Genomic DNA, 13040 nt, shown 5'->3' with positions numbered 1-13040 from the left:
AGCGACGCCGCGGCCAGCGCGTTGGCGACGTTGTGCGGGCCCGCCGGGTGCACGTCGGCGAGCGACGCGAGCACCGCGCGGTCGCCGAAGGCCCGGTCCACCAGTTCGCCGCCCTCGACGCCGAGCTGCCCCGACTCCGGCGAGCCGAGCGTGAAGGACACCGTCCGACCGGTCGCGGCGGCGACCAGGCGGGTCGACCACTCGTCGTCGGCGTTGGCGATGGAAACCGAGTTGCCCGCGTAGATCTTGGCCTTGGCGGCGCCGTAGGCGTCGAGGTCGCCGTGCCAGTCCAGGTGATCGGCGGCGAGGTTGAGCACGACGGCGGCGTGCGGCGCGAGCGACTCCGACCAGTGCAGCTGGAAGCTGGACAGCTCCACGGCCAGCACCTCGTGCCCGGCGCGGACCGCGTCGACCACCGGCAGGCCCACGTTCCCGCAGGCCACCACGTCGACGCCGGCGGCGCGCAGCACCGACTCCAGCATGCTGACGGTGGTGGTCTTGCCGTTGGTGCCGGTGACCGCGAGCCAGGTCGCCGGGGTCTCCTTCTCCTGGTCCAGGCGCCAGGCCAGCTCGACCTCGCCCATCACCTCGACGCCCGCAGCGGCCGAGGCCGCCAGCAGCGGCGCGTCCGGCCGCCAGCCGGGGCTGGTGACCACCAGGTCCGTGCCGGTCGGCGGCTCCGACAGACCGGGAACCAGCTCCGCGCCCTGCGACTGCAACGAGGCGAGGGCGGCGAGCCGATCGGCCGAACCGTCGGTGACGGTCACCGCGGCGCCTGCCGCGAGCAGCGCTTCAGCCGCCGAGCGGCCGGACACCCCGGCCCCGGCCACCAGCACCTGCAATCCCTGGAACCGGCTTGCCACGCCGTCGTCTCCCAATCTCGTCGGTCCGCCGGCGCGAGCGGCGATGGCGGTTCTCACGACCATCGCCGCTCACACCAGCAGGTCACCTCGTCAGCGCCGCGGAAAGCCAATCCGCGTAGAACAGGCCCACGCCGAACATGCAGCTGATCCCGGCCAGCACCCAGAAGCGGATGATCACCGTGGTCTCGGCCCAGCCCGCCAGCTCGAAGTGGTGGTGGAACGGGGCCATCCGGAACAACCGGCGCCGGGTGGTCCGGAACACCACGATCTGCAGCACCACCGACAGCGCCTCGACCACGAACACGCCACCGATGATGATCATCAGCAGTTCGGTGCGGGTGGCCATCGACAGCCCGGCGAGCAGACCGCCGAGCGCCAGCGAACCGGTGTCGCCCATGAAGATCTTCGCCGGCGCGGCGTTCCACCACAGGAAGCCGACGCAGGCCGCCATCGCCGCGGCCGCCACCACCGCGATGTCCAGCGGGTCGCGCACGGTGTAGCAGCCCGGCGCCGGGCCGGACAGCGCGAAGCAGTCGTTGCGCAGCTGCCAGAACGCGACGAGCACGTAGGTCGCCAGCACCATCGCCGCGGTACCACCGGCCAGGCCGTCCATGCCGTCGGTGAAGTTCACCGCGTTCGACCAGCCGCTGATCGCCACGTAGGCGAAGATCACGAACCCGATCACGCCGAAGGAGATCACCGAGATGTCGCGCAGGAAGGACAGCTCGGTCGACGCCGGCGTCACGCCGTGCTCGTTCGGGAACCGGATGGCCAGCACCGCGAACAGCACCGAGGCCACCAGCTGGCCGACCAGCTTCGCGGTCTTGTTCAGCCCGAGGTTGCGCTGCTTGCGGATCTTGATGAAGTCGTCCAGGAACCCGACGATGCCCAGCGCGGTGGTCAGGCCCAGCACCAGCAGACCGGTGACCGTGGGCTGGTCGCCCATGATCAGGTGGGTGGCCAGGTAGCCGCACCACATGGCGACCAGGATCGCCACGCCGCCCATGGTCGGGGTGCCGCGCTTGGCGGCGTGCTGGCTCTGCACCTCTTCGCGGATCTCCTGGCCGAAGCCCTGCTTGGAGAAGACCCGGATCAGGTACGGGGTGAACAGGATCGAGACCACGAGGGCGACCGCGGCCGCCACCAGGATCGGCTTCACGTCGCCTGCCCCTCCGTCCCACCAGCAGCCAGCAAGGCCTCCGCGACCCGCCACAACCCGGCGGAGTTCGACGCCTTGGTCAGGACAACGTCACCGGGACGCAGCTCGGCGCGCAGCAGCGCGACAGCCGCATCGACGTCCGGCACCAGAACCGACTCCTCTCCCCACGACCCCTCCAGCGATGCCGACTGGTGCATCACCTGGGCCTGTTCGCCGACCACCACCAGCCGGTCGATGTTCAGCCGGACGACCAGCTGTCCGATCTCGTCGTGCGCTTCGGTCTCGGCCTCGCCGAGCTCGCCCATCGGCCCGAGCACCGCCCAGGCCCGGCCGGGACGGCCGCGGGTCATCGCGGCCAGCGTCTTCAGCGCGGCGCGCATCGACTCCGGGTTCGCGTTGTACGCGTCGTTGACGACCGTGACGTCGTCCGAGGTCTTGCTGACCTCCATGCGCCGCGCCGACATCCGCCGCACCGAGCCCAACCGCGCGGCGACCTCTTCGAGGCTCGCGCCGAGCTCCAGCGCGACCGCGGCGGCGGCCAGCGCGTTGCCGACGTGGTGCTCGCCGAACAGCGGCAACGTCACCCGCGCCGAGCCCTCGGCGGTGACCAGCGTGAACGTCGGCCGCGCCAGCTCGTCGACCGCGATGTCCTCGGCCCGCACGTGCGCGTCGGGACGCTCCCCGACCAGCACCACGCGCGCCTTGGTCCGCTCGGCCATCGCCGCGACCAGCGGGTCGTCGCCGTTGAGCACTGCGACGCCGTCCGCGGGCAGCGCCTCCGGCAGCTCGCCCTTGGCCTGCGCGATCGCCTCCTGCGAGCCGAACTCGCCGACGTGCGAGTGCCCGACGTTGAGCACCACGCCGATGCGCGGCGGCGCGACCTCGCACAGGTTCGCGATGTGCCCGACGCCGCGCGCGGAGAGCTCCAGCACCAGGTGCTTGGTGTTCTCGTCGGCGCGCAGCACGGTCCACGGGTGCCCGAGCTCGTTGTTGAACGAGCCGGGTGGCGCGACCGTCGGCCCCATCGGTGCCAGCAGCTGCGCGATCAAGTCCTTCGTCGACGTCTTGCCGGACGAGCCGGTCACGCCGACCACGGTGAGCTGCGGCAGGCGGTCGACCACGTACCTGGCCAGCTTCGCCAGGCCGGTCAGCACCGCGGCGCCGGAGCCGTCCTCGTCCCCGGCGAGCGCCAGCGCGCCGGAGCGGTCCGAGTCGGGGATCGGCGGCACCACGACCGCCGGCGCGTCGACCTCGCGCGCGGCGAGCACACCCACCGCACCGTCGGCGACGGCCTGCGCGGCGAAGTCGTGCCCGTCGACCCGTTCGCCCGGCACGGCCACGAACAGCCCGCCGGTCTCGACCTTGCGGGAGTCGAACTCGACGCCCGCGGTGACGGTCTCCGAACCTTCCGCACGATGAAGCCCGCCACCCACCGCACGCGCGATGTCAGCGAGGCTGAGCCGGATCAACTTGCCTCCACTCCGTCTTGCGGGCTCACCCGCACCCGGTCGGCTTGCGCGAACGCGACTCCGCGCCCGCTACGCCTCCTCGTGGACCTGCCCCCGACGAACATCGGTCCCTTCTGGGCCCCCAAGCCTATGGCGGAGCGCGGCGGCCAGTTCCTCCCGGTCGGAGAACGGGTGCACGACCCCCGCCACCTCCTGCCCGGTTTCGTGGCCTTTGCCTGCGACGACGACGATGTCCCCGGGCGCGGCCCGCTCGACCGCGGCGGCGATGGCGGCGCGCCGGTCGCCGATCTCGAGGACCTCGCCGCGTTCGCCGGCGGGCACCTCCTCGGCACCGGCCAGCATGGCGGCCCGGATCTCGGCCGGGTCCTCGCTGCGCGGGTTGTCGTCGGTGACGATCAGGAGCTCGGACCGGCGCGCGGCGGCCTCGCCCATCAGCGGCCGCTTCGCCACGTCCCGGTCGCCGCCGCAGCCCAGCACGACGATCACGTTGCCGTCGACCTGCGCGCGCGCCGCGTCGAGCACCGCGGACACGGCGCCGGGCTTGTGCGAGTAGTCCACGACGGCGGTGAAGTCCTGCCCGAGCGCGACCCGCTCCATCCGGCCGGGCACGTCGACCTCGGCCAGCCCGCGCTCGATCGCCCAGGTCGGCACGCCCGCCGCGTGCAGCGCACCGATGGCCAGCAGCGCGTTGGCGACGTTGAACGGACCGGGCAGCCGCAGCCGGATGTGCAGCTTGAGCTCGTCGGGTCCGTGCGCGGTGAAGGTCTGCTCGCCGGTGGCGAAGGCCTGCACGTCGGTGGCCGACCAGCTCGCGCTGCCCTCGGTGGACACCGTGATGGTGCTGTCCTTGACCAGGCGGCGGCCCCAGTCGCTGTCGACGCAGACCACCTCGTGCTCGGCGCGGCCGTCGAACAGCAGCGCCTTGGCCTGGAAGTAGTCCTCCATGTCGCGGTGGAAGTCCAGGTGGTCCTGGGAGAGGTTGGTGAACGCCCCGACGGCGAAGCGGGTGCCGGACACCCGGCCCATGGCCAGCGCGTGGCTGGAGACCTCCATCGGCACGAACGTGACCCCGTGCTCGACCATGACCGCGAGCAGCGCCTGCAGGTCGGGAGCCTCCGGGGTGGTGAACGCGCTGTCCAGGCGTTCCCCGGCGATGCGGGTCTCCACGGTGCCGACCAGCCCGGTGCAGAACCCGGCGGCCTGCAGCGCCGACTCCAGCAGGTAGGAGGTGGTGGTCTTGCCCGAGGTGCCGGTCACCCCGAGGATCTTCAGCCGGCTCGACGGATCGCCGTAGATCAGCGCCGAAGCGGTCCCGAGCACACCGCGCGGATCGTCGTGCACCAGCACGGCCACGCTGCCGTCGACGACGGCCGGGTGCTCGGCGAGCTCGGCCCGGTCGACGCCGGCCTGGTCGGTGAGCACCGCCACAGCACCGGATTCCAGCGCGCCCTGGGCGAAGTCCGCACCGTGCACGCGAGTACCGGGCAAGGCGGCGAACAGGTCACCGGGACGAACGTGCTGAGCACGCAGCGTCGCCCCGGACACCGGCACGTGGGCAGCGGACCGACCAGGGGCGCGAAGCACGCGCGCACCGATGTGATCGGCGAGTTTCTCGATCTCCACCGGCTCCACGTGGGAAGGGCGCGGCGGAGCTGTGGCAACCGCGGAAGGCACGTCGCGACAGGCTACCGGTACCCCCCGAGCCCGCATCCCCATGGTCGCCCCACCACCCACCCCACCCCGGCTGAACCGAAAGGACCAACCTCACCCGGTTCGCCGCTGGGCCGATCACCGGACGAGTAGAACTGCACCGGCCGCCGCTTTCCCGGAGGCACCTGCACCAGAGCATCAGCGCCACCTCGAGGCGATTCGAGGGGAACCAGGCACGAACGACAACGTCGAAGACCGGACGCCCGGAAAAGCGGTCAACCCGAAGTCGGATTTGCTGGAAGTCCACGTGGCCCCCGAATGGCGGGCCTACCCGTGCTGGACGATCACATCGGACGACGCGGTACGGGACAATCCCCCGCATTCCGCGCTGTCGAAGGACTGCGGAGTATCCGACTCCCTCCTCCGCGAGCTGGATGAATGGGACGAGGAGTTCCAAGCCATCTGGGACCCGAACGACCCGGCATCAGCCGCATTCCCCAGCGAAGAAGCCGAAAACCGATGGGTTGAACGCGGAAAGGAATTGGCACGCGAACTGGCGGCCGAACTGGGCCGCGACGTCCGCGTGACCTACGGCCACGAGAAGGAATTGATTCAGCCAGGGAAATCCCGCGAACAACGGAACGAGAACTGACCCGACGGTATTTCATCGACACCGCAGAGATCCCGCCGGACCTGCGGCTGCGGCACGATCTTGAAATTCGGCTTCTCCCGCCCCGGAATGCTCGACACCGGATTCCCCGACACCGAAGCCGACTGGGAAAGACGGGAATGGGAGTCGACCAGGCGGGGGTGCCCCGAACTGACCGGTTTGTGGTGTTAATCGGCTGTTCAGGGCATCTTGCTGGTGTTCGGCCGGGGTGATCGCTAGCGTGTGGCTCCTGAATGTTGCCTATCAACAACTTTCGGGAGGTTCTCGTGAAGATTCGACGTATTGCGCGATTAGCCGGCGCCTGCGGTGTTGGTGCGGCACTGGCCCTCGCCCCGCTCGCCAGCCCGGCCGTGCTCGCCGAGCCCGCTCCGCAGGCCGTTCAGGTCGCCTCACCCGGCGACGGCACCGCGCAGGGCGCCATCGATTGGTACAAGGCCCGCATCGGCGACAGCTCCCTCGAGGGCTACTGCGAGATGGCCGCCGAGAACTCCTACGGCACGACCGGCGTCTGGCCGTCCGCCATCGACCACTGGAACGGCGCCGTCAACGCCGGCAAGGCCCACACCGACGGCTCCACACCTCCCAAGGGCGCGTTCGTCTACTGGAACATCAGCCAGTACGGCCACGTCGGCATCGCCGACGGCAACGGCGGTTTCTACGCCACCAGCGTCGGAGGCGCGATCGGCCACGGCGACGACGTCTCCTACTACGACAACTACCTCGGCTGGAGCGACCCCCAGGTCCCAGGCCGCGGCTGACCCGCCTCACCTTCGTGCAGCGCAGGGGAAGTCTCGACCTGACCCGGAGTCGGGACTTCCCCGCGCCCACCTACCAGTGGAAGTGCCGACGCGCTTCAGCAGCGAAACGCGGCAGTTCGCAACGAGTTCCGAAGTGGGCCAAGAGAGCGTCAACGGACTGGGGCGGTTTGCGGTAAGCCTCGACCTGCCGCCGCAAACTGTCCAGAGTTTGCCGCGGATAGAGGTCCAGCTGGTCGAGCAGGAAGTCATCGGGGTGGACAGCTTCGACGTTGTAGTGGACGAGAGCCGAGGCAGGAAAGTCCCGGACGTTGTAGGTCACGATGACCGCAGCGCCGCCGCGGACGGCCGCCGCCAAAACGTGCCGATCTTTCTCATCACAGGTCATCTTGCAGGTCAGCGCTTCATAGCCCGTGACTTCAGCATTGGGGAACACACGCCGCATGTTCGCGATACGCCGGTCGACGGCAGGCTCACCAACGACCTCCGCGACGTTGCGGCGCAGCTCCCCAAGTATCTCGCTGCTCCACAACGGCCGATAGGTACCGGACACCGCCAAGCGCAGCAAGCTGTCGCAGAGGTACTGCGGAAAGAGCACGCAGGTGTCGAGGAGTGCGGGAAAACCGGTCACGGCACCTACCTGGTCCGGCGCGGCGTGTTGGCGTCGTAGAGACCCGAGTCCTCGCCGTCGGCGATCATCTCGTCGAGCGCGGCTTCGCCTTCTCGGCGACTGCGCTCCTGGTACTCGACGATGTCGGCGAGCCGGATTCGGCGGTGGCGCCCGCGAGTTCGCTCGCACGGAACCTCGCCGCTGTCCAGCAGGTTGATCAGGGTCGGCCTGCTGATTCCGAGGAGGTCCGCCGCTTCCTGGGTGGTGAGCATGGTGTTGTGCGGAGCGACGGTGATCGCCATCCCGTGCGACAGCGCCGTCACCACATCGCGCAGCAACTCGACGAGGCTTTCCGGCAACGGAGCCGGCGTGCCGTCAGGCCCGACGAGCACCAGCGAGCCCGGCTTCACATCGTCACCCGTCAGCATCCTGGCGAGCTCACCGAGGTGTTCGTCCGGCGCCTCCGGCGGTAGGACCGTGTGCTCCAACGTCGCTGTCATGACGCCTCCCGTTCTTCGCCCACCTCCATACTACGCAAATTCGCAAAATTCGAAACCGCTCCGTCGCCTCGGCTGAACCCGCGTCTCAGTGGCCGTCGCGGGGGACGTAGCTGCCGGTCTTGCCGACCAGGAAGTCCAGGTCCGCTCCTTCCGAGGCCTGGAGGACGTGGTCGTGGTACAGGCGCTGGTAGCCGCGCGGGTGCGGGTTGTCCGGCTCCTGCCACTCCGCTCGCCTGCGCTCCAGCTCCTCGTCCGGGATCTCCAGGTCGAGGCGGCGGTTGGGGACGTCGATGCTGATCAGGTCGCCGGTTCGGACGAAGGCCAGCGGGCCGCCCGCCGCCGCTTCCGGGGTGACGTGCAGGATCACCGTGCCGTAGGCGGTTCCGCTCATCCGGCCGTCGGAGATGCGCACGATGTCGTCGAAACCGCGGTCCTGGAGCTTCTTCGGCACCGGCACGTTCGCCACCTCCGGCATGCCGGGGTAGCCCTTCGGGCCCGCGTTCCGGACGACCAGCACCGTGTTCTCGTCGACGTCCAGGTCGTCGTCCTTGCACACCGCGTAGTACTCGTCGACGTCCTCGAACACCATCGCCGGGCCGCAGTGCTTCAGCAGCCGGGCCGACGCCGCGGACTGCTTGATCACCGCACCGCCAGGCGCCAGCGAGCCGCGCAGGACGGCGGTCCCGGTGCCGACGGCTTGGAACGGCTCGTCGAACGGGGTGATCACCTCGCGGTTGTGCACCTCCGCGTCTGCGATGTTCTCGCCCATCGACCGGCCGTTGACCGTGATCGCCGACCGCTCCACGAGGTCGCCGAGCTCCTTCAGGACCGCGGGCAACCCGCCCGCGTAGCAGAAGTCCTCCATCAGGAACTTGCCGCTGGGCTGCAGGTTCACCAGCGTCGGCACGTCGCGGGTGTCGGTGTCGAAGTCGTCGACGGTCAGCTCCACGCCGACCCGCTTGGCGATCGCGATCAGGTGCACGACGGCGTTGGTCGACCCGCCGATGGCCGCGTTGGCGCGGATGGCGTTGCGGAACGCGTCGCGGGTGAGCACATCGGACGGTTTGAGGTCTTCCTCGACCATCTCGACGATGCGCTGGCCGGTCTGCTGCGCGGCGGCGTAGCGGCGGGCGTCGACCGCGGGCCAGGACGCCGCGTACGGCAGCTGCATGCCCAGGGCTTCCACGATGCACGCCATCGTGGAGGCGGTGCCCATGGTCATGCAGTGCCCGTTCGAGCGGGACATGCAGCCCTCGATGAAGTAGCACTCGTCCTGCGTGATCCGCCCCGCCACCAGGTCGGCTTCCGCCTGCCACACCGCGGTTCCCGAGCCGATGTCGGTGCCCCGGTACTTGCCGTTGAGCATCGGGCCGCCGGTGAGCATCGCGGTCGGCAGGTCGACGCTGGACGCGGCCATCAGCAGACCCGGCGTGGTCTTGTCGCAGCCGGACAGCAGCACCACGCCGTCCAGCGGGTTGGCGCGGATGGTCTCCTCGGCCTGCATCGCCAGCAGGTTCCGGTAGAGCATCGTGGTCGGCCGCATCAAGGTCTCCCCCAACGCCATGTTGGGGAACTCCAGCGGGAACCCGCCGGCCTGCCACACCCCGCGCTTGACCGCCTCGGCGATCCGCTGCTGGTGGGCGTTGCAGGGCGCGAGCTCCGACCAGGTGGTCCCGATGCCGATCACCGGACGCCCGTCGAAGACCTCCTCGCTGTAGCCCTGGTTCTTCACCCAGGACCGGGCGGTCATCCCGGCCCTCCCGTGCGCTCCGAACCAACTCGCGCTGCGCCGCGGCATGCACCCCTCCTCGCCGAGTACCTGGCTGCGACGTAACCAGCTCGATCAGCAGGACGCAACGGCCCATCCGCGATTTCGAACAGCGATTGCTATACCGAACGGCCGATTGACTCGCGCCGAATGGCACCCCTAGGCTCGTGATCCGCATTACGGACAGTGTTCGAAATTTCGTACCACTACCTCGACGAGGAGGCAGGGTGCACACCGGCGAACGGGCGTCCGACGAGGCGCTGACCACCGCAATCCGGCACGTCATGGTCCGACTGCTGCCGTTCCTGCTGTTCATGTACGTCATCGCGTTCCTGGACCGCGTGAACATCGGGTTCGCCAAGGAGGAGTTCCAGGCGCACACCGGCATCTCCGAAGCGTCCTACGCGCTCGGCGCCGGGCTGTTCTTCATCGGGTACGCGCTGTTCGAGGTGCCCAGCAACCTGATCATGATGCGGGTCGGCGCCCGCTGGTGGATGTGCCGGATCATGGTCACCTGGGGCCTGATCTCCGCCGCGATGGCCCTGGTCAACGACGAGTTCCTGTTCTACCTGCTGCGGTTCCTGCTCGGCGTGGCCGAAGCCGGTTTCTTCCCCGGCGTCATCCTGTTCATCACCCACTGGGTTCCGCACGCCTACCGGGCGCGCTGCAACGCGCTGTTCTACTTCGGCATCCCGCTCGCCTCGGTGCTGGGCGGTCCGCTGTCCGGGCTGCTGCTGGAGCTCGACGGCGTGGCCGGTTTCCTCGGCTGGCAGTGGATGTTCGCGGTGGAGGGCCTGATCGCCTGCGCGGTCGGGGTGTGGGCGTTCTTCTACCTGGACAACAAGCCGGCCGACGCGAAGTGGCTGACCCCGGACCAGCGCGACGCGCTGCAGAACGCGGTCGACCGGGAAGCGGAGGCGAAGCAGGCGCACGGCCCGCACCGGCTGCGGAGCGCACTGCTCGATCCGCGGGTGCTGTACTTCTGCCTGATCTACTTCCTCATCCAGTGCAGCGTGTACGGCATGACCTTCTACCTGCCGACGCAGGTCGCGGACGCGGTGGGCAGCAAGGTCGGACTGCTCGTCGGCCTGGTCACGGCGATCCCGTGGACCATCGCGCTGCTGGTCAACATCGCGGTGTCCACCAGCGCCGACCGCCTGGCCCAACCGAAGAAGCGCTTCGTCGCAGCGGCGTGCGTGGCGGGCGGCTCGGTCGGCATCGCGGCCTCGGCCTACTTCGCCAGCCCGGTCCTGGCGATAGCCGGCCTGTCGATAGCGGCGGCCGGATACATCTCGGTCCAACCGGTCTTCTGGACCTTCCCGGCGGCCTACCTGACGGGAACGGCGGCAGCAGCGGGCATCGGCCTGATCAACTCGCTGGGCAACCTGGGCGGCTTCGTGGCCCCGGTCGCCAAGAACTGGGTCCAAACCACCCTCAACTCCCCCTCCGCAGGCCTCTACCTCCTGTCCGGCTGCGGCTTCGCAGCAGCAGCCCTCTTCCTCACCCTCTCCCGAACCAAAACCCCGGCCGAGAACCCCCATATCAGAACAAAACCCTGACCCGACGTCCGAGCATTCAGGCACAGCGCGGCTTGATATACCTGGCTCGCACCGCGAAGGCCTGGGGGGACGTGCATGACCGAGGCGTCGGCCTGCAACGCCGATCCGAACGAGCTGTGGAACCTGGGTCAATGCTTCGACGTGGACCGAGCCTGGGCACCACGTCCCACCCCCGATCTCCACCGGATCCCGTTCGGGGTGGATGACGCAGGACGACCGGTCGAGCTCGACTTCAAGGACTTTCAGCACGTCCTGTGCATCGGTGCCACCGGCTCCGGCAAGTCGGAACTGCTGCGCACCACCGTGCTCGGCCTGATGGCCACGCACCCGCCGACCGACGTCAGCTTCGTGCTGGCCGAGTTCATGGGGGCCGCCACCTTCTCGGAGTTCGAGCACACGCCGCACGTACCCGCCGTCGCCTCCGACTTGTGCAGCGCGCCGTCGCGGGTCGCCAGGTTGTGCGAGGTGTTGTGCGGCGAGTTGAACCGCCGCACGGAGCTGCTGAAATCCTCCCAAGCGGAGAACTTCGGGGAATACCGACAGAAGCGGCAGTTCGGCGATCCTGCCTGCGCACAACCGTTGCCTGCGCTGTTAGTGGTCCTCGACGAGTTCAGCGAGATGCTGGCGATGCATCCGATGCTCGCCGACGTCCTGCAGGTAGTCGGTCGGTTGGGCAATTCGCTGGGGGTCCACATGCTCCTCGCATCACAACGGCTCGAGGAGGCGAAGAACCAGGCATTCGAGCACTTCATCACCTGCCGCATCGCCCTGCGGACCTTTAGCGCCGGAGAATCCCGCTCGGCGATCGGAGTCCCCGATGCCTCGACTCTGCCAACAGAACCGGGGCTCGGATACCTCCGCACCTCGAACGGCATCACGAAGTTCAAGACCGCTCATGTCTCCCACGGACCGCCCGACCAGACCCTGCTGAGCAACGTGCTGTCCGACGTCCGGGGCAAAGCTCCTGCATCGCGGAGCATCTGGCTCCCACCGCTGGCCGCGCCGCTCACGTTGGACGCTCTGCTCCCGCAGCTGCGGCACACCGATGATCGGGGCTGCCCGGTAGATGTGCGCCCGAAGCTCGGCCCGTTGCGAGTGCCCGTGGGGCTGCTCGACGTCCCGTTCCACCACCGCCAGAGCCCGATGGTGCTGGACCTGGACGGGCACGGCGCGATCGTGGGCGCTGCCGGTTCGGGGAAGTCCACCGCGATGTGCACTCTCGCGGCGTCGCTGGCCTTGACCCACACGCCTCGAGAAGTCCAGCTCTACTGCGTCGACCTCGGAGGCGGTTCGCTGGCGCAGTTGCGCGATCTGCCGCACGTCGGCGCTGCCATCGAGCAACCCGATATCCACCCGGTGCAGCAGATCATCTTCGAGTTGAAGGCCTTGCTGACCATGCGGCAGAAGGGCTTCTGCCAACTGCAGGTGAACGGCATGGCGGACTTCCGCGCGCGCAAGCTGCGCGGCGCTCTGCCCCAGGACCCGTACGGCGACGTGTTCTGGCTGGTGGACAACTGGCAAGCGTTCCGCACGGCGTTCGGGGTCCTGGAGAACGAGGTGCACCACCTGGTCGAAGCTGGCGCGGCGTACGGCATCCACGTGTTCATCACCGCCGAAAGGTGGGCCGAGATCGACCCTGAACTGCGAGAACTGCTGCACACCCGGGTCGAGATGCGGCTGAGCGACCCGAGCGAATCGCAAGTCGACTCGTCAGCAGCCGAGCATGTCCCGCCCCGCGAACCTGGCTGAGGGCTGCACCCGGACAAGCTCCACTTCCTCACCGCGCTACCCCGCCTCGACAGCACTGAGGTGGCTGCTCGAATCCGGGCTGAGGAAGCTGCTGCGGAGAAGGAACGGCGGTACCCCCGGCCGGCGATGGAGATCTGCGCCGAATCCCGAGCCGACGGCGTCGCAGACCTGGTCGACCGGGTGCGGGGCAGCTGGCGAGGACAACCCGCTCCGTCCAGGCGCTTGCTCCGTCCCTAGCAGGGACCATGTGCATGAGGGGCGTGCTGCCGAGCAGCACGCCCCTCATCT

General features: G+C 69.1%; 11 protein-coding genes. 4 read left to right on the top strand and 7 right to left on the bottom strand.

The annotated features are described in order from the left end of the window. From murD to ABTZ89_RS25380, 4 genes are all read right to left on the bottom strand, one after another. On the bottom strand, positions 1 to 863 hold an 863-nt coding region (gene murD, locus ABTZ89_RS25395; protein WP_351049006.1), incomplete at its 3' end, for a UDP-N-acetylmuramoyl-L-alanine--D-glutamate ligase. A gap of 82 nt (positions 864 to 945) precedes the next feature. Beyond that, the gene (gene mraY / locus ABTZ89_RS25390) at positions 946 to 2022 is read right to left on the bottom strand and encodes a phospho-N-acetylmuramoyl-pentapeptide-transferase (RefSeq protein ID WP_270946984.1); all 1077 of its coding nucleotides are present in this window, start codon (positions 2020 to 2022) and stop codon (positions 946 to 948) included. Next, positions 2019 to 3491 (bottom strand): UDP-N-acetylmuramoyl-tripeptide--D-alanyl-D-alanine ligase, encoded by a 1473-nt coding sequence (locus ABTZ89_RS25385; protein ID WP_351049002.1) that lies wholly within the window; start codon positions 3489 to 3491, stop codon positions 2019 to 2021. Before ABTZ89_RS25385 ends, mraY begins: the two co-directional genes overlap by 4 nt. A gap of 69 nt (positions 3492 to 3560) precedes the next feature. Next, a complete protein-coding gene (locus ABTZ89_RS25380; protein ID WP_351048999.1) occupies positions 3561 to 5114 on the bottom strand; it encodes a UDP-N-acetylmuramoyl-L-alanyl-D-glutamate--2,6-diaminopimelate ligase in 1554 nt (517 codons plus the stop codon). Positions 5115 to 5205: 91 nt separating this feature from the next. Between ABTZ89_RS25380 and ABTZ89_RS25375 the strand changes: the two genes are divergently transcribed. After that, the gene (locus ABTZ89_RS25375; RefSeq protein WP_351048996.1) at positions 5206 to 5793 is read left to right on the top strand and encodes an immunity protein CdiI family protein; all 588 of its coding nucleotides are present in this window, start codon (positions 5206 to 5208) and stop codon (positions 5791 to 5793) included. Between the two features lie 284 nt (positions 5794 to 6077). Next, positions 6078 to 6569: a CHAP domain-containing protein gene (locus tag ABTZ89_RS25370; RefSeq protein ID WP_270946980.1), complete on the top strand. Its 492-nt coding sequence runs from the start codon at positions 6078 to 6080 to the stop codon at positions 6567 to 6569. Positions 6570 to 6639: 70 nt separating this feature from the next. Here ABTZ89_RS25370 and ABTZ89_RS25365 read toward each other — a convergent pair whose 3' ends face one another. The 3 genes from ABTZ89_RS25365 to ABTZ89_RS25355 all read right to left on the bottom strand — a co-directional run bounded on the left by ABTZ89_RS25365 (position 6640) and on the right by ABTZ89_RS25355 (position 9474). Continuing rightward, positions 6640 to 7197, bottom strand: a complete 558-nt coding sequence (locus ABTZ89_RS25365) for a PIN domain-containing protein (protein WP_351048992.1) — start codon at positions 7195 to 7197, stop codon at positions 6640 to 6642. Between the two features lie 5 nt (positions 7198 to 7202). Next, positions 7203 to 7676, bottom strand: coding sequence for a helix-turn-helix domain-containing protein (locus tag ABTZ89_RS25360; RefSeq protein WP_351048990.1), 474 nt, complete (start codon positions 7674 to 7676; stop codon positions 7203 to 7205). 85 nt (positions 7677 to 7761) lie between these two features. Beyond that, positions 7762 to 9474, bottom strand: a complete 1713-nt coding sequence (locus tag ABTZ89_RS25355; RefSeq protein WP_270946979.1) for an IlvD/Edd family dehydratase — start codon at positions 9472 to 9474, stop codon at positions 7762 to 7764. A gap of 197 nt (positions 9475 to 9671) precedes the next feature. Here ABTZ89_RS25355 and ABTZ89_RS25350 point away from each other — a divergent pair, with 197 nt between their 5' ends. Together ABTZ89_RS25350 and ABTZ89_RS25345 are read left to right on the top strand one after the other, a co-directional pair. Continuing rightward, the gene (locus ABTZ89_RS25350) at positions 9672 to 11003 is read left to right on the top strand and encodes an MFS transporter (protein WP_351048987.1); all 1332 of its coding nucleotides are present in this window, start codon (positions 9672 to 9674) and stop codon (positions 11001 to 11003) included. Between the two features lie 75 nt (positions 11004 to 11078). Beyond that, positions 11079 to 12752 (top strand): FtsK/SpoIIIE domain-containing protein, encoded by a 1674-nt coding sequence (locus tag ABTZ89_RS25345; RefSeq protein WP_351048984.1) that lies wholly within the window; start codon positions 11079 to 11081, stop codon positions 12750 to 12752. Positions 12753 to 13040 lie beyond the last annotated feature (288 nt).

It is taken from the genome of Saccharopolyspora sp. NPDC002686, assembly GCF_040295745.1.
In the GTDB taxonomy this organism is placed as follows: domain Bacteria; phylum Actinomycetota; class Actinomycetes; order Mycobacteriales; family Pseudonocardiaceae; genus Saccharopolyspora; species Saccharopolyspora oryzae.
The sequence above is the reverse complement of the archived record's forward strand: the minus strand, read 5'-3'. Positions and strand labels throughout refer to the sequence as shown.